This is a genomic window from Azospirillum sp. (assembly GCF_035628975.1).
Lineage (GTDB): Bacteria > Pseudomonadota > Alphaproteobacteria > Azospirillales > Azospirillaceae > Azospirillum.
Window position 1 is genome coordinate 13759 of record NZ_DASPIS010000143.1, and the last position, 15361, is coordinate 29119.

Below are 15361 nucleotides of genomic sequence, written 5' to 3' on the forward strand. Positions count from 1 at the left end.
TCTCAGTCTCAGGTACTCCTGGGTTCAGGACAATCTTCTCACACCGCCGATCGCCGAGGGCTTATGTACGTCTGCATCTGCCACGCGTTGAACGATAAGAAGGTCAAGGCTGCGCTGGACAATGGCGCTACCAACCCGGCCTCGGTGTTCCGCCATCACAATTGCCAGGTCCAGTGCGGCAAATGCGTGCCGATGATGCGCAGCATGGCCAGCGAGCATCGCGCCGCCATGGCCCAGCAAGCCGCCACCATCGCCGCGACCGCCGTTCCGGCCCCCTGCTGCGGCGCGGCGGTGCCCGAGCCGGCCAATGCCGAAGCCGTTCCCGCCTATGCGATCGCAGCCGAATAATTACTGTTGAGTGACTGCCACTGGGCAAGCTGCGTTATCGCAAGCTCTACCACTTCCGACTTTCCGGTCGATATCGGGTCTACAACCTCGCCTTTCGGCTGCGACAGAATGTGCCCCGACTATGATTTTTGGGCGGATTGACCCGGCACCCCCAATCCGGCACAAAAGCGTCACGAAAACAAAAGAACGTCGTCAAAATGATGGCGTATAAAAAATCGAATGGGCCGGATGAAACCGGCCCAGGAGGAAACGCAATCCAACCAGGAAGACTTCCTCGGCCACCGGGTTTGCCTTGTCCGTAAAGGATCGGGCAACCCGGCGGGATTTGGATTCAGGACGCCGTTCCGCAACTGCTCACGTATTTCGCAATCGCATCACGGCCATCTCCCAAACGGGCTGTGCCGACTGCGCTTCCGGTGCGTTTTCGCAGCATTGGTCCGGCGCTATCGTTCTGTCCGACCGGGACGTCTGAAACGGTTGAGGATCAAGGGAGGATTTTCATGAGCCGCCGCAACCGGCACGCCTTCGACACGTTGAGCCGCGATCTCGTCCTTCGTGCCACCGACCGGATGGAGACCCTCCGGTCGATGGTGGAGCGCGCGGACAGCGACCGGCGCGAGACGTGGGAGCGTACGCTCGACCGTCTCCGCGGCCTGAACAACCGCGCCATCGCCCGCATCGAGGCCGCTCACCTGGCCGATGACGACGCATGGCCTTTCGCCCGTGCCCAGGCCGATCAGGCGATGATGGACCTCATGCGCGCGCTCGACGATTTCGACGGCCATCTGCGCCTGCTGGCCGCTTGAGGCTACCGACCAGACCACCGGCCGCAGCCGACCAAAAGGAAAAGGCCCTCTCCCGGTCGGGAGAGGGCCTTTTTCATTACGAAGCCCCGAAGTCCAGGCCCCAGGCCGAGTAGCGTTCCGGATCGTCGACCCAGCCCTCGCGCACCTTCACGAACAGGATCAGGTGGACGCGGCGCTCCAGCATTCCCTGCAACTCGCCGCGCGCGGCGGAGCCGAGAGCCTTGATCCGCTGGCCGCCCTTGCCCAGCACGATGGCCTTCTGACTTTCGCGCTGCACGAAGATGACCTGCGAGATCTTGACCGATCCGTCCTCGAACTCCTCCCACACTTCGGTCTCGACCGTGGCGGAATAGGGAAGCTCCTGGTGAAGCTGCAGGAACAGCTTCTCGCGGGTGATCTCCGCCGCCAGCAGACGCATGGGCATGTCGGAGATCTGGTCCTCCGGGAAGTGCCACGGCCCTTCCGGCAGCCGGTCGGCCAGGAACTGCTTGAGGTCGGCGACGCCGTCCTCGGTGAAGGCCGACACCATGAAGATGTCGGAGAAGATTCCCTCCTGCCGGAAGGCATCGGCGATGCCCAGCAGGACGTCGCGCTTCACCAGATCGATCTTGTTCAGGATCAGGATCGCCTCGCGCCCCTGCTCCTTCAGGCGGGCGACGATGCTGCGGGTGTCTTCGTCAATCGACCGGCGCGACACGTCGTAGAGCACACCGATGACATCGGCGTCCTCCGCCCCCTGCCAAGCCGCCGCCACCATGGCGCGGTCCAGCCGGCGCTTCGGCTTGAAGATGCCGGGGGTGTCGACGAAGATCATCTGGGCGTCGCCCTGGATGGTGATGCCCAGCACACGGGTGCGCGTGGTCTGCACCTTCGGGCTGACGATCGACACCTTGCTGCCGATCATCGCGTTCAGCAGCGTGGACTTTCCGGCATTCGGCGCGCCGACCAGGGCGATGAAGCCGCAGCGCGGATGCTCCGGCATCGTCAGCAGAGGCGGCAGGACGGAGATGGGCTGCCCGCGCGGGGCATCCTCATCGTCGTCCTCATAGTCGCCGTCCTCATACTCGTCGTCTTCGAAGTCGCCCTCTTCGGCGTCCTCACCCTCGGCGCCGCCGTCTTCATGCTCCAGCGCCTCGTCGTCCTTCACGGACTTCGGCTCCTGGGATTCCGGCTTCGGCTCCGCGGCTTCGGAACCGGGCGTCTCGATCTTCGTCTTGTCGATGTCGTCGCGACCGTCAGTCATCGACTTGCACTCCCACCTGGCGCAGCAATGTGCTGGCAGCCTTCTTTTCCGCGATGCGCTTGGACGAACCGGACCCGGAGACCGGATCCATGCCCGCCACATGCACAGCAACAACGAACAGCGGCTCGTGCGCCGGGCCGCTGCGTTCGATCAGTTCATAACGGGGCAGCGGCTTGCCGCGCCCCTGCGCCCATTCCTGCAGCGTGGTCTTGCTGTCCAGCGGCGGCGGCGTCGCCTTGTCGATCTCGCCGGCCAGGGCTTGGCGGACGAAGCGCGTCACCGGCTCCAGCCCGCCGTCAAGATACATGGCGCCCAGCACCGCCTCGCAGGCGTCGCCCAGTATGGTCCGGTTCTCCCGCCCGCCGCTCGATGCTTCCGCCGGGGACAGGCGCAGATAGGCGCCCAGCCCGATGGTGTCGGCGACCCGGCCCAGCGATTCCCGGCGCACCAGCGCAGCATGGCGCTTGGCGAGCGCGCCCTCGCGTTCGTTGGGATAGCGTTCCAGCAGCCACTGCGCGACGACCAGCCCGACGACGCGGTCGCCCAGGAATTCCAACCGCTCATAGGCGATGCCCGGCCCCTTGTGCGACTTGCGGCCGGCCCGCTCCAGCCCCATCAGGCTGGGGTGGGTGACCGCGTCGCGCAGAAGCGACAGGTCGGCGAAGTCATGACCCAGCGCGCGCGCCAGTTCCGCGACATCGGCGGACTGGACGGCACCATCGGTCTCGGTTTCGGAGCCGGCACCCGCATCGGCGGGCGCCCTGGTGACGGTGGACACTTACCGGACTCCGTTGAACAGGCGGCTGAAGCGCAGATCGACCGGCCAGCGCCAGATCTCGTAGAAGCGCGTGCCCTCGTCGAGCGAGAAGAACAGGAATTCGGCGCGGCCGACCATGTTCTCGATGGGAACGAACCCGACCTGCGACGGCACGCGGCTGTCCAGCGAGTTGTCGCGGTTGTCGCCCATCATGAACAGATTGCCGGCCGGCACCTTGAACACCGGCGTGTTGTCGAGCGGACCGTTGTCCGACTCCTCGATGATGCGGTGGCTGCGGCCGTTGGGCAGGGTTTCGACGAACTGAGCGGTGCGGATGCTGCGGCCCAGCGAGTCCGTGGTCACATAGTCCTCGATCCGCTCGCGCTTCACCGGCTGGCCGTTGATGTGCAGGATGCCGCCGATCATCTGGATGCTGTCGCCGGGCAATCCGACGACCCGCTTGATGTAGTCGGTCTTGTTGTCGCGCGGCAGCTTGAACACCGCCACGTCGCCCCGCTCCGGATGAGAGCCCAGGATCCGGCCCTCGAACAGCGGCAGGCCGAAGCCGACCGTGTATTTGCTATAACCGTAGCTGAATTTCGACACGAACAGGTAATCGCCGATCAGCAAGGTCGGGATCATCGATCCCGACGGGATGTTGAAGGGCTCGAACGCGAAAGTCCGCACGCCGAAAGCGATCAGAACCGCGAAGAACACCGTCTTCACGGTTTCGACGAACCCGGATTCCTTGTCCTTGGCGTTGGACGCCGTTTCTTTCTGAAAGGTCATTCTGGGGTCGCCGTATTGGTGGGCATTGTGGCCTCGGTGGGGGCGGACTCGATCGGTTCGGCGCTGATGACGACAAAGGCCTCGGCCATCGGGTATTCGTCGGTCAGTGTCACATGGATGCGGGCGCGCATGCCCGGCGGCGTGATCGCCTCCAGCCGGGCCAGCGCCCCGCCGGTCAGGCGCATGGTCGGCTGGCCGGACGGCAGGTTGACTACCCCCATGTCGCGCCAGAACACCCCGTCGCGGAAGCCGGTGCCGAGCGCCTTTGAGCAGGCCTCCTTGGCGGCGAAGCGCTTGGCGTAGGTCGAGGCGCGGGCGTTGTTCTTGGCGGCCGAACCGGCGCGGCGTTCGGACTTCGCCTGCTCGACCTCGGTGAAGATGCGGTCGATGAAACGCTGTCCGAAGCGCTCCAGCGACTTCTCGACCCGCCGGATGTCGATCAGGTCGTTGCCGATGCCGAGGATGGTGCCGGACATCATCATGCGGACGCCGCGGCGTTTCGCGCCGTATCCGTCGCCTTGCGCATGCGGGCGATCGAGTTGGTCAGACCGACGAAGATCGCCTCGCCGACCAGGAAATGGCCGATGTTCAGCTCCACGATGGTCTGGATCGCCGCCACCGGGCCGACCGTGTCATAGCTCAGGCCATGGCCGGCATGGCATTCGAGCCCGATCGCCTCGGCATGGGCGGCGGCGCGGACGATGCGCGCCAGTTCCGCCTCGCGCTCTGCCGGAGTGTGGGCGTCGCAATAGGCTCCGGTGTGCAGTTCGACCACCGGGGCACCCAGCCGCTTGGCGGCGTTGAGTTGCGCCGGCTCCGGATCGATGAACAGCGAGACGCGGATGCCGGCGGAACCGAGTTCGCCCACCGGCCGCACCAGATGGTCGTACTGGCCGATCACGTCCAGCCCGCCCTCGGTCGTCACCTCCGTGCGCTTTTCCGGGACGAGGCAGGCGGCGTGCGGCTTGTGCCGCAGCGCGATCGCCAGCATCTCGTCGGTCGCCGCCATCTCGAAGTTCAGCGGACGGTCGATCTCGGCGATCAGCCGCTCGATGTCGCGATCCACGATGTGGCGCCGGTCCTCGCGCAGGTGGGCGGTGATCCCGTCGGCCCCGGCCTCGATGGCGAGCCTTGCCGCACGCACGGGATCGGGATGCGCCCCGCCGCGTGCGTTGCGGACGGTCGCCACATGGTCGATGTTCACGCCGAGGCGCAGGAAACGGGACATGCACGGACTCCAAAGCGTCGCCGCCCACCGGAACGGGCGGGAGCGATTCCGTCTATATAGCGGTGCTCCGGCCTTCCGTCACGCCGAACCGACCGATGCACCTGCGGATGACAGGGATTTCACCGTCGAATGACGGAGTGTTCAGCGTCCCCGTGCCCGCTCCACCGAATGGATGACGGGGGTGGCGCGCAGGGCGGCCATGATATTGGTCAGGTGCTTGGCATCCTTCACGTCGATATCGATCAGCAGCTCGAAATAATCCGTGCTGCGATTCGTGATCTTCTGGTGGATGACGTTGCCCTGGTTCTTGCCGATCACCGTGAACAGCGTGCCGAGCGAGCCCTGTTCATTGCCGATGACGACGCTGATGCGGCCGACATGCTCCTCCGGCGAATCGGGGCCGGTTTCCCACGACACGTCGATCCAGCGTTCCGGCGATTCGTGGAAGCTTTCCAGCGTTTCGCAGTCGATGGTGTGGATCGTCACGCCCTTGCCGGTGGTGACGATGCCGACGATGCGGTCGCCGGGTAGCGGGTGGCAGCAGCGGGCGTAATGCACGGCCATGCCGGGGATCAGGCCGCGGATCGGCAGGGCCGATTCCTTGCGCCCCTTGGGCTTCGGCTTCGGCGCGCTGTCCTCCGTCTCGCGGACGACGGGGGCGGTCTGGGCCTTGTGGCCGGGGAAGACGGCGTGGAAGACCTCGCGAACGGAATGCAGGCCGGAGCCGACACCCGCCATCAGGTCGTCCACCGTCGGCTGCTGGAAGATCTTGGTGGCGGCCTCCAGAGCCTTCTCGGTGAACTCGTAGCCTTCCGCCTTGAACTGCCGCATCAGCATGCCGCGGCCCAGTTCCATGTACTGGGTGCGCTGCTGGGTGCGCAGGAACTTGCGGATGCGGGCGCGGGCCTTGCCGGTGACGACGAAGCGTTCCCAGCCCGGAACCGGCGTCTGCGCCTTCGAGGTGACGATGTCGACCTGATCGCCGTTCTGCAGCTGGGTGCGCAGCGGCAGCATGCGGCCGTTGATCTTGGCGCCGACGCAATGGTCGCCGACCTGCGAGTGGACGGCATAGGCGAAGTCGACCGGCGTCGCTCCGCGCGGCAGCGCGATCAGGTCGCCCTTCGGCGTGAAGCAGAAGACCTGGTCCTGGAACAGCTCCAGCTTGGTGTGCTCCAGGAACTCTTCCGGCTTCTGCGCATGCTCCAGGATGTCCAGAAGCTCGCGCAGCCAGCGGTACTCGCCGCCGTTCGGGCGCGGCTGGTGGTCCTGCTTGTAGGCCCAGTGGGCGGCGACACCCAGCTCGGCGATCTCGTGCATGTCCTGGGTGCGGATCTGCACCTCGATCCGGTTGCGGCCGGGACCGATCACGCCGGTGTGCAGGCTGCGGTAACCGTTGGGCTTGGGCGTGGAGATGTAGTCCTTGAAGCGCCCGGGCACGACCGGATAGTGCGCGTGGACGACGCCCAGCGCCTGATAGCACTCGCCGACCGAACCGACCGTGATGCGGAAGGCCATGATGTCGGACAGCTGCTCGAAACTGACGTTCTTGCGCTGCAGCTTGCGCCAAATCGAATAGGCCGACTTCTCGCGCCCCGACACCGTCGCGTCCGGCAGCCCTTCGGAGGCCAGCAACTCGCGCAGTTCGGTGATGATGGTCTGGACGCGGTTCTCGCCTTCGCTGCGCAGGCGGGCCAGCTGGGCCAGGATGCTGTCGCGCGCGTCCGGGTTCAGTTCCGCGAAGGCAAGGTCGTCCAGCTCGTCCTTGATCTTGTGCATGCCGATGCGCTCGGCCAAGGGCGAGTAGATTTCGATGGTTTCGCGAGCGATGCGCTTGCGCTTTTCCGGCTTTTTCAGGTGGAACAGCGTGCGCATGTTGTGAAGCCGGTCGGCCAGCTTCACCAGAAGGACACGGATGTCCTCCGACATGGCGATGACCAGCTTGCGGAAATTCTCCGCCTGCTTGGCCTGCTCGCTGTTCAGCTCCAGCCGCGACAGCTTGGTGACGCCATCGACCAGCCGGGCGATTTCCTTGCCGAACACCCGCTCGATGTCCTCGAGCGTGGCGACGGTGTCCTCGACCGTATCGTGAAGCAGCGCCGTGGCGATGGTGCCGGCGTCCAGCTTCATCTGCGTCAGGATGCCGGCGACCTCCAGCGGATGGAGGAAATAGGGATCGCCCGACGCGCGCGTCTGCGATCCATGCGCCTTCATGGAATAGACGTAGGCGCGGTTGAGGAGATCCTCGTCGGCGTTGGGATCATACGCCTTGACGCGCTCGACAAGCTCGTACTGCCGGATCATGCGGCCCGACCCGGCGCGCGCGGCGCCTTATAAGTGTTCGTGGTGGTTCTGTTCGAACCGAAGGGGAGCCGGATGCTCCCCGCCTTTCTCTTCGGGGAGGGGACGTGGCGCCCCCTCCTGGTCCTGCGGTCGTTGTCCAGAATCAGAGGTCTCCGTCGGGATCCTCGGTCATGGCGAAACCGGCGCCCGGCTCGGCGTCCATGTCGGCGGCGACGTCGTCGTCCTCGCCCAACTCCTCGCCGTCGCTCTCGCTCATGCCGTCTTCATCGCCCAGCGAATTGTTGCCGCGGGCGGCCCAGTCGTTCTCGCCGGCCATCAGCTCGACGATCTCTTCCTCCGGCTCGTCCGGCTCAACATGCTTCTGATGGCCCTTGATCAGGGCGTTCTTCAGATATTCGAGCGACACCGTCTCGTCCGCGATCTCGCGGAGCGCCACGACCGGGTTCTTGTCGTTGTCGCGGTCGATCGACAGCGGAGCGCCGCTCGCGACCTCGCGGGCGCGCTGGGCAGCCATCATGACCAGCTCGAAACGGTTCGGAACCTTCAGGACGCAATCTTCAACGGTAACGCGGGCCATGCCAGACGAACTCCGGATTCATAGGAAGCTCTAGACTATATGGATGTGGCCCGATAGGTGCAAGCGCGAACGACAGCGTTGCTGCATTGCGTCAGGAGAGCGATGGTGAACCGGCCTTTCACGCTGCCGATACGATCGGTAGCCACAGTCGGCAGGCGTTGCCCCCTTGTATGTTTGCGCATGATACACTAGATTTCAAAATTGGAACGCGAGCTTTTTGCGCAAGTTCCGTCAATTTTCTACAATCAGCGATGAAAGGATTATGGCATTGGAGCGCAACTCGACTTTGCCGCGTGATGTCAGCAAGTTGTTTTACAAGGAAGAGCGCCTCGCTCTTTTCATAGACGGCGCGAACCTTTATGCCGCCGCGCGATCATTGGGGTTTGACATTGATTACAAGCGGTTGCGTGACGGCTTTGCCGGGGAAGGCCGACTCGTGCGCGCCTTCTACTACACCGCTCTCGTCGAGGATCAGGAGTATTCCCCGATTCGTCCGCTGGTCGACTGGCTCGACTACAACGGCTACACCATGGTGACCAAGCCGACCAAGGAGTTCACCGACGCCTCCGGCCGGCGCAAGATCAAGGGCAACATGGATATCGAGCTGGCCATCGACGTGATGGAGATGGCCGACCATGTCGATCATATCCTGCTCTTCTCCGGCGACGGCGATTTCCGCCGGCTGGTGGAGGCGGTGCAGCGCAAGGGCGTGCGCTTCAGCGTCGTCAGCACGGTGCGCTCGCAACCGCCGATGGTTGCCGACGAACTGCGCCGTCAGGCCGACAACTTCATCGAACTGCAGGAGTTGGCGCCGTTCATCGCCCGCACCCATCATCACCGCGAACAGGCGCCCTCGCACCACGACCACCAGAGCGGTCCGACGATGTACGATCCGGACGACCGCGGCTGATACGGATACCGAAAACGGCATGAAAAAAGGAGCGCACCGGCGCTCCTTTTCCGTTTGCGGGAGTAGAGTGTGCTCAGAGGGCGGCCGGCCGCTGCCGGTTCCGCACCATTTCCTCCGCGGTTTTCAGCGCCGCGATCAGGCTCGTCGCGTTCGCCGCCCCGGTTCCGGCGATGTCCAGCGCCGTCCCGTGGTCGGGCGAGGTGCGGACGAAGGTCAGGCCCAGCGTGATGTTCACGCCGCTGTCGAAATCCACCGTCTTCACCGGAATCAACGCCTGATCGTGGTACATGCACAATGCGGCGTCATAGCTTCGGCGGGCGGCGGCGTGGAACATGGTGTCGGGCGGACGCGGACCGGACACGTCGATGCCGTCGGCGCGCAACGCCGCGATGGCAGGCGCGATGACGTCGATCTCCTCGCGGCCCATCGCCCCACCCTCCCCCGCATGGGGATTGAGGCCGGCCACCGCCAGCCGCGGCCGCACGATGCCGAAATCGCGCGCAAGCGCCGCCGCGGTGATGCGGCCCGCATGGACGATAGCGTCCGTGGTCAGCAGATCGACCGCGTCGCGCACCGACACATGGATGGTGACGGGCACCACCCGCAGGTCGGCGGCGGCCAGCATCATGATCGGCTCCTCGGTCAGGCCGGCAAGATGCGCGAGATATTCGGTATGGCCGGGATGGCGGAAGCCGGCGGCATAGAGCGATGATTTCTGAATGGGGTTGGTGACCACGGCTGCCGCCTGCCCCGCCTGCACCAGGGCGACCGCGCGGTCGATGCTGGCGATCACCGCGGCACCGTTCGCCGGGTCGGGAGTGCCGGCGACAACCGGGTTGCCGAGGCGCACCGGCAGGACCGGCAAGGCTTGGTCGAACAGCGCCACCGCGTCGCCGGGGTCTGCGATCTCCCGGACCGGTACGGCCGTTCCCAGCTTCGCCGCCAGCGCGCTCAGCCGGTCGGGATCGTCCAGGACGACGAAGGGCGGCACCGCCGCTTCATGGCGTGCCGCCCAGGCCTTCAGGGTGATGTCCCCGCCGACGCCTGCCGGCTCACCCATGGTGAGGGCCAGCGGCAGGCTATCCGGCAGGGCGGCCGTCACAGGCGCGTCTCGATGAAGGCGGTGCGGCGCAGATCGCGCAGGTACCGGCGCGACAGCAGTTCGGCCCGCTCGCTGATAAGGTCGCGCTCCACCTCCTCGCGGCCCGGCAGCTTGGCCTCCTGGATCGGAGTCGGCGCGGGCGGCGGCGGCGGGGCGGGCTGGGCTTCCGGCGGCGGCTGGATCATCGGCACGTCGCGCTTGCAGACGATCAGGATCACCGCGGCGGCCTGGCTCATCAGGACCGGGCTGGCCTGACCCAGCGGGATGCCGAGGGCGAGGTTCTGCAGGCCGGGCGCCATGTCCTTGACGCGCATGGTGCCCATGTCGCCGGATTCCGGCATGCCGGTTTCCTTGGCGCGGGCCTGGAAATCGGCGCAGCTCTTGATCGACTTCCGCAGCTTTTCCGCCTGTTCCTTGACGGCCTTGGCCTGTTCCTTGGATTCGATCGGGATGATGATCTGCTTCATGTTAACCGTCGCCTTGGCCACGTCGGGCCGAGGCTGCGGACGGGGGGCCGCCGGCTGGGCGGCGGGCATCGGCACCTCGCCGCCGCTGCTGCCGAACGGCCGCTGGCCACGCACCAGCAGGATGTGATAGCCGGTGGCCGTGCGGATGGGCGTCGAAAGCTGGCCGCCGCGCATGCCGGACAGCGCCTTGTCGACTTCCGGCGACAGTTCGCCGCTGCGCACCCAGCCGAGATCGCCGCCCGACGCGGCACCGGCGGACTGCGAGAACTGGCGGGCCAGCGCCGCGAAGTTGCCGCCGCGCTTCACCTCCTCCACCAGACGCTCGGCGTTGCGGCGCACCTCGTCGTCCTGGTCGGGGCTGTCCACCGCCAGGAAGATCTCGGCGACCAGATATTCGGGCTTGCCGATGTTGGCCTTCAGCCGCTCCATCGCCGCGTCGATCTCGTCCTCGCCGACGACGACCTCCTGGCGGATGCGGCGCTGCATCACCTTCTGCCAGGCCAGCAGCGAGCGGATCTGGTCCTTCAGGGTGGACACGGGCACGTTCTGCCGCTTCAGCATGTCCTGAAGCTGCTGGCCGTTCAGGCGGTTCTGTTCGGCGATGCGTTTGATCGCCTCGTCGATCTCGGCGGGCGAAACGGTGATGCCAAGGCGCTTGGCCTCCTGCATCTGCAGCCGCTCGTCGATCAGCAGGCGCATGACCTGCGGCGTCAGGCGCTGGATCGTGTCGGCGTTGCCGGCGGTGCCGGCATTCAGCAGGGCCATGCGGATGCGGGCATTGACGTCGGAGACCGAGACCACCTCGTCGTTCACGACCGCGGCGATGCCCTCCGCCCCCGGCGCCCGTGCCGGGCGGGCGGAATCGTCGCCCGTCCTCGGCGCCGCGGCGCCGGCGGCGGCCTTGCTGGACTGCGCCGCAGCGGGCAGGGCCAGAAGCGCGCAGGCGGTCGCCACGGCGACGGTGGTCCGGACGGCTCGCAAACTCGACATGGTGCTCAAGCTCCAAAAACGGGTCGCCCGTTATTACGGTGGGGCCGGTGCCCCATGCAAACGGAATCGGACCTCGCCCTTTCAGTGCAAAACCAACGGGGCGGAATTATGACCGACAGGGATAATCCCGCGCTTTGCGGCGAATGGACCCACCCTTCCCGGCATGGGATCCATGGACCCGCGTCTCAGCCATCCTCCAGATGCAGCAGCGCCGCGGTGCCCAGCAGCAGGCTGATTCCGGCCGGACTCCAGGCAGCCATGACGATGGGGATCGTTTCCGACATGCCGAAGGTGCGCACCACGTCGGTCATCACGAACAGCACGAAGCCGGTCAGCACCCCGCCGGTGACCATCGCCATCGTCCCGCCCCGCCGCGGCAGCCGCAGCGAGAAGGCAGCGGCGAACAGCACCATCGCCAGGAACAGGAAGGGCTGGGCGAGCAGCGACTGGTAATGCAGCCGGTGGCGCACGGCGGGGAAACCGGTGGTCTCCAGCGTGTGGATGAAGCGCGGCAGCTCCCAGAAGGAGATCGTCTCCGGCGGGGCGAAGCTCTCCTCGATGGTCGTCATGTCCAGTTCGGTCGGGATGGTGTAGGTGTCCAGCAGTTCCGGATCCTTCTTGGCCCGATTCAGGATGGCGTCCTGCAATTCCCACTTGCGGTCCCTCAGGACGGCGCTGTGGGCATCGATGCGGCCCAGATAGGTCTGGTCGGCATCGAACAGGAAGACGATGACGTTCGACAGCTCGAAGGTCACCGGGTTCACCAGTTCCGAATGGATGAAGAACTGCTCCTTCTCGTTGGTCTGGCGCAGCCACAGGCCGGATCGGGAGATGTTCAGCGTGCTGGACTGAAGCTTGAGGTATCGGTCCTGCAGCTGTTCGTACTTTGCGACGAACACCGCGCCGACCGGGTTGATCAGCGTCACCTTCACCACGCCGATGGCGGCGGCGGCGAACATCACCGGCATCAGGAACTGCCAGGCCGACACGCCGACCGCGCGCGCCACCACCAGTTCGGCGCTGCGGGTCAGCCGCCAGAAGGTGAACATGCCCGCGAACAGGATGACGAAGGGAAAGATCTGCTGGCCGATCTCAGGCAGCTTCAGCAGAGCCATCTGGATCACCAGCCCGAAGGTGACGTTGGGCTTGCTGCCGGCACGGCGCAGCAGTTCGACCGTATCGAGCAGCAGCACGATGGCGAGCAGGATCACCATCAGCAGGCAGAACCAGACGATGAACTGCCGCCCGATGTAACGGGAAAGCGTAGGCGAGGAATACATGCGGTGTCCGGTCTCCGGAGCCCCGCCCGGTGCGCCGGCATGGCGCTTGGGACGGACTGGCGGGCCACCGCGGCCGATGGGGTCGGGCGCGGCACCCGCCGGAACAGGTTCCGGCTGTTTACCCCCGTTGCACAGCGATGACAACTGGGCGGGGACGACAACCACCGCAGGGCTGCATCTGCAGCGTCAATTTCCTGCCTCCTTTTCCGGCTGGACTTCCTGCATCGGCAATCCAAACTGTTGATACAGATGCTGCACGGGAGGGTCGGTCGATGACGGACACCACGGTCGCAATCCGCCAGGCACGCGCAACGGACGCCGCCGGCATGGCCCGCGTCCATGTGCAGAGCTGGCGGTCCACCTATCCGGGCCTGATCCCGGCGCAGTTCCTGGTCAACCTTTCCGAACCGCCCGCCGCGCAACGCTGGGCAGCCATCGCCGAAACGCGCGGCCCCGGCCAGGGTGCCTTCGTCGCGGTGGACGTCGCCGGCCTGATCGCGGCACCCGGTACCATCATCGGCATCGCCTCCTTCGGCACGCGGCGGGTCGCGGTGCAGGGCCATGCGGGGGAGTTCCATGCGCTCTATCTTCTTGACGACGCAAAGGGTTACGGCATCGGGCGGCGGCTGATGGCGGCGATGGCGGACCGCTTCCTGGCCGCAGGTATCCGCTCCGCCGCGGTGTGGTGCCTGCGCGACAACCCGTCGCGCTGGTTCTACGAGCGGCTGGGCGGGATCAAGGTGGCGGAACGGCCGATCCGCTTCGCCGACACCGATCTGGTGGAAATCGCCTATGGCTGGCGCGACCTGACGCCGCTTGCACGCTTGTCGGCGGGGCCGGAGGTGCGGTAGTGAGGGGACTTGAGTCCCCACGCATCAGGATTCGCCGATGTCCAGCGCCGCTTCCCTTTCCGCCGAACGCGTCCTCATTCTCGATTTCGGGTCGCAGGTCACCCAGCTCATCGCCCGCCGCGTGCGCGAGAGCGGTGTCTATTGCGAGATCCACCCCTTCGGCATGAGCGACGAGCGTATCCGCGAGTATGACCCGAAGGCGATCATCCTGTCCGGCAGCCCGGCCTCCGTCACCGAGGCGAACGGCCCGCGGGCGCCGCAGGCGGTGTTCGACCTGAAGGTGCCGGTGCTCGGCATCTGCTATGGCCAGCAGACGATGTGCCACCAGCTGGGCGGCAACGTCTCCGGTTCCGACCATCGCGAGTTCGGCCGCGCCTTCATCGAGATCAAGGAGCCCTGCGCCCTGTTCGACGGCCTGTGGGAAATCGGGTCGAAGGAGCAGGTGTGGATGAGCCACGGCGACCGCGTCACGGCGCTGCCCGACGGCTTCCGCGCCGTGGCGGTCAGCGACGGCGCGCCCTTCGCCGCCATCGCCGACGACCAGCGCCGCATGTACGGCGTGCAGTTCCACCCGGAGGTGGTCCACACCCCGCACGGCGCCCAGCTGCTGGCGAACTTCGTCCACCGCGTCGCCGGCATCAAGGGCGACTGGACCATGGCCGCCTTCAAGCAGCAGGCCATCGAGAAGATCCGCGCCCAGGTCGGCACCGGCAAGGTGATCTGCGGCCTGTCGGGCGGCGTCGATTCGTCGGTCGCGGCCGTGCTGATCCACGAGGCCATCGGCGACCAGCTGACCTGCATCTTCGTCGACACCGGCCTGATGCGCGCCGGCGAGTCGGAAGAGGTCGTGCGGCTGTTCCGCGATCACTACAACATCCCGCTGGTCCACCGCGAAGCGTCCGACCTGTTCCTGGGCAAGCTGGCAGGCGTCACCGACCCGGAGCAGAAGCGCAAGATCATCGGCGGCCTGTTCATCGACGTCTTCGACGAGGAGAGCGCCAAGATCGGCGGTGCGGAGTTCCTGGCACAGGGCACCCTCTATCCCGACGTGATCGAGAGCGTGTCCTTCACCGGCGGCCCGTCGGTCACCATCAAGTCGCACCACAATGTGGGCGGCCTGCCGGAGCGGATGAAGCTGAAGCTGGTGGAGCCGCTGCGCGAACTGTTCAAGGACGAGGTGCGCGCTCTGGGCCGCGAACTCGGCCTGCCGCCGGCCTTCATCGGCCGCCACCCCTTCCCCGGCCCGGGCCTCGCCATCCGCGTCCCCGGCGAGATCACCCCGGAGAAGCTGGAGATCCTGCGCAAGGCCGACACCGTCTATCTTGAGGAAATCCGCAACGCCGGCCTCTATGACGCGATCTGGCAGGCTTTCGCCGTGCTGCTGCCGGTCCGCACCGTCGGCGTGATGGGCGACGGCCGCACCTACGACCATGTGCTGGCTCTGCGCGCCGTGACCTCCACCGACGGCATGACCGCCGACTGGTATCCCTTCCCCCACGACTTCCTGGCGCGCGTGTCCAACCGCATCGTCAACGAAGTCCGCGGCGTCAACCGCGTGGTCTACGACATCACGTCGAAGCCGCCCGGCACGATCGAGTGGGAATAAGGCGGGTAAGGCACTGACACCGGCCCGGCGGATCCACCCGCCGGGCCGTCATGCTGTCCGGGCGGTGCCGCAGGTCGGCCGGTGCCGCCTTTGCCCGCCAAGCCGA

The 15361-nt window shown here is 66.2% G+C and carries 15 protein-coding genes; 5 read left to right on the top strand and 10 right to left on the bottom strand.

The window, feature by feature from the left end:
* The first annotated feature begins 63 nt into the window (after positions 1 to 63).
* On the top strand, positions 64 to 348 hold the full coding sequence (locus tag VD964_RS29210) for a (2Fe-2S)-binding protein (RefSeq protein WP_324871939.1): 285 nt from the start codon (positions 64 to 66) through the stop codon (positions 346 to 348).
* Between the two features lie 500 nt (positions 349 to 848).
* Positions 849 to 1154: a hypothetical protein gene (locus tag VD964_RS29215; protein WP_149221741.1), complete on the top strand. Its 306-nt coding sequence runs from the start codon at positions 849 to 851 to the stop codon at positions 1152 to 1154.
* Positions 1155 to 1230: 76 nt separating this feature from the next.
* Here VD964_RS29215 and era read toward each other — a convergent pair whose 3' ends face one another.
* The 7 genes from era to rpoZ form a co-directional block, all read right to left on the bottom strand.
* Positions 1231 to 2136 (bottom strand): GTPase Era, encoded by a 906-nt coding sequence (gene era / locus VD964_RS29220; RefSeq protein WP_044550586.1) that lies wholly within the window; start codon positions 2134 to 2136, stop codon positions 1231 to 1233.
* 253 nt (positions 2137 to 2389) lie between these two features.
* Entirely contained in the window at positions 2390 to 3175 is a 786-nt protein-coding gene (gene rnc, locus VD964_RS29225) for a ribonuclease III (RefSeq protein ID WP_324871940.1), read from the bottom strand.
* Complete coding sequence (gene lepB / locus VD964_RS29230; RefSeq protein ID WP_324871941.1) at positions 3176 to 3943, bottom strand: signal peptidase I; 768 nt, start codon at positions 3941 to 3943, stop codon at positions 3176 to 3178. It abuts the gene before it with no gap.
* Positions 3940 to 4425, bottom strand: a complete 486-nt coding sequence (gene acpS / locus VD964_RS29235; RefSeq protein WP_324871942.1) for a holo-ACP synthase — start codon at positions 4423 to 4425, stop codon at positions 3940 to 3942. Before acpS ends, lepB begins: the two co-directional genes overlap by 4 nt.
* On the bottom strand, positions 4422 to 5171 hold the full coding sequence (locus tag VD964_RS29240; RefSeq protein ID WP_324871943.1) for a pyridoxine 5'-phosphate synthase: 750 nt from the start codon (positions 5169 to 5171) through the stop codon (positions 4422 to 4424). The genes acpS and VD964_RS29240 overlap by 4 nt, the downstream gene beginning before the upstream one ends.
* Positions 5172 to 5312: 141 nt before the next feature.
* A complete protein-coding gene (locus tag VD964_RS29245) occupies positions 5313 to 7472 on the bottom strand; it encodes a bifunctional (p)ppGpp synthetase/guanosine-3',5'-bis(diphosphate) 3'-pyrophosphohydrolase (protein WP_324871944.1) in 2160 nt (719 codons plus the stop codon).
* 142 nt (positions 7473 to 7614) lie between these two features.
* A complete protein-coding gene (gene rpoZ, locus VD964_RS29250) occupies positions 7615 to 8049 on the bottom strand; it encodes a DNA-directed RNA polymerase subunit omega (RefSeq protein ID WP_149221747.1) in 435 nt (144 codons plus the stop codon).
* A 262-nt stretch (positions 8050 to 8311) separates the two neighbouring features.
* On the opposite strand from rpoZ, the gene VD964_RS29255 reads away from it, so the two are divergent.
* Positions 8312 to 8959, top strand: a complete 648-nt coding sequence (locus tag VD964_RS29255) for an NYN domain-containing protein (RefSeq protein ID WP_206692521.1) — start codon at positions 8312 to 8314, stop codon at positions 8957 to 8959.
* A 73-nt stretch (positions 8960 to 9032) separates the two neighbouring features.
* Here the strand turns inward: VD964_RS29255 and pdxA are convergent, their stop codons facing one another.
* From pdxA to lptG, 3 genes are all read right to left on the bottom strand, one after another.
* Positions 9033 to 10061, bottom strand: coding sequence for a 4-hydroxythreonine-4-phosphate dehydrogenase PdxA (gene pdxA / locus VD964_RS29260; RefSeq protein ID WP_324871945.1), 1029 nt, complete (start codon positions 10059 to 10061; stop codon positions 9033 to 9035).
* Positions 10058 to 11518 carry a peptidylprolyl isomerase gene (locus tag VD964_RS29265; protein ID WP_324871946.1) on the bottom strand — a complete coding sequence of 487 codons (1461 nt, stop codon included), beginning with the start codon at positions 11516 to 11518 and terminating at the stop codon, positions 10058 to 10060. Before VD964_RS29265 ends, pdxA begins: the two co-directional genes overlap by 4 nt.
* A 185-nt stretch (positions 11519 to 11703) precedes the next feature.
* Positions 11704 to 12798, bottom strand: a complete 1095-nt coding sequence (gene lptG / locus VD964_RS29270) for an LPS export ABC transporter permease LptG (protein ID WP_324871947.1) — start codon at positions 12796 to 12798, stop codon at positions 11704 to 11706.
* Positions 12799 to 13070: 272 nt separating this feature from the next.
* On the opposite strand from lptG, the gene VD964_RS29275 reads away from it, so the two are divergent.
* Both VD964_RS29275 and guaA read left to right on the top strand, forming a co-directional pair.
* Complete coding sequence (locus tag VD964_RS29275; protein WP_324871949.1) at positions 13071 to 13649, top strand: GNAT family N-acetyltransferase; 579 nt, start codon at positions 13071 to 13073, stop codon at positions 13647 to 13649.
* Between the two features lie 37 nt (positions 13650 to 13686).
* Positions 13687 to 15255, top strand: coding sequence for a glutamine-hydrolyzing GMP synthase (gene guaA / locus VD964_RS29280; RefSeq protein WP_324871950.1), 1569 nt, complete (start codon positions 13687 to 13689; stop codon positions 15253 to 15255).
* Positions 15256 to 15361 lie beyond the last annotated feature (106 nt).

Bases quoted from the DNA above. Each gene is read 5' to 3' on its own strand.
- VD964_RS29265 (WP_324871946.1), bottom strand. From the start codon at position 11,518: ATGTCGAGTTTGCGAGCCGTCCGGACCACCGTCGCCGTGGCGACCGCC.
- VD964_RS29210 (WP_324871939.1), top strand. From the start codon at position 64: ATGTACGTCTGCATCTGCCACGCGTTGAACGATAAGAAGGTCAAGGCT.
- lepB (WP_324871941.1), bottom strand. From the start codon at position 3,943: ATGACCTTTCAGAAAGAAACGGCGTCCAACGCCAAGGACAAGGAATCC.
- lptG (WP_324871947.1), bottom strand. From the start codon at position 12,798: ATGTATTCCTCGCCTACGCTTTCCCGTTACATCGGGCGGCAGTTCATC.
- VD964_RS29245 (WP_324871944.1), bottom strand. From the start codon at position 7,472: ATGATCCGGCAGTACGAGCTTGTCGAGCGCGTCAAGGCGTATGATCCC.
- VD964_RS29255 (WP_206692521.1), top strand. From the start codon at position 8,312: ATGGCATTGGAGCGCAACTCGACTTTGCCGCGTGATGTCAGCAAGTTG.
- rpoZ (WP_149221747.1), bottom strand. From the start codon at position 8,049: ATGGCCCGCGTTACCGTTGAAGATTGCGTCCTGAAGGTTCCGAACCGT.
- VD964_RS29275 (WP_324871949.1), top strand. From the start codon at position 13,071: ATGACGGACACCACGGTCGCAATCCGCCAGGCACGCGCAACGGACGCC.
- VD964_RS29215 (WP_149221741.1), top strand. From the start codon at position 849: ATGAGCCGCCGCAACCGGCACGCCTTCGACACGTTGAGCCGCGATCTC.
- era (WP_044550586.1), bottom strand. From the start codon at position 2,136: ATGCCGGAGCATCCGCGCTGCGGCTTCATCGCCCTGGTCGGCGCGCCG.
- VD964_RS29240 (WP_324871943.1), bottom strand. From the start codon at position 5,171: ATGTCCCGTTTCCTGCGCCTCGGCGTGAACATCGACCATGTGGCGACC.
- acpS (WP_324871942.1), bottom strand. From the start codon at position 4,425: ATGATGATGTCCGGCACCATCCTCGGCATCGGCAACGACCTGATCGAC.
- guaA (WP_324871950.1), top strand. From the start codon at position 13,687: ATGTCCAGCGCCGCTTCCCTTTCCGCCGAACGCGTCCTCATTCTCGAT.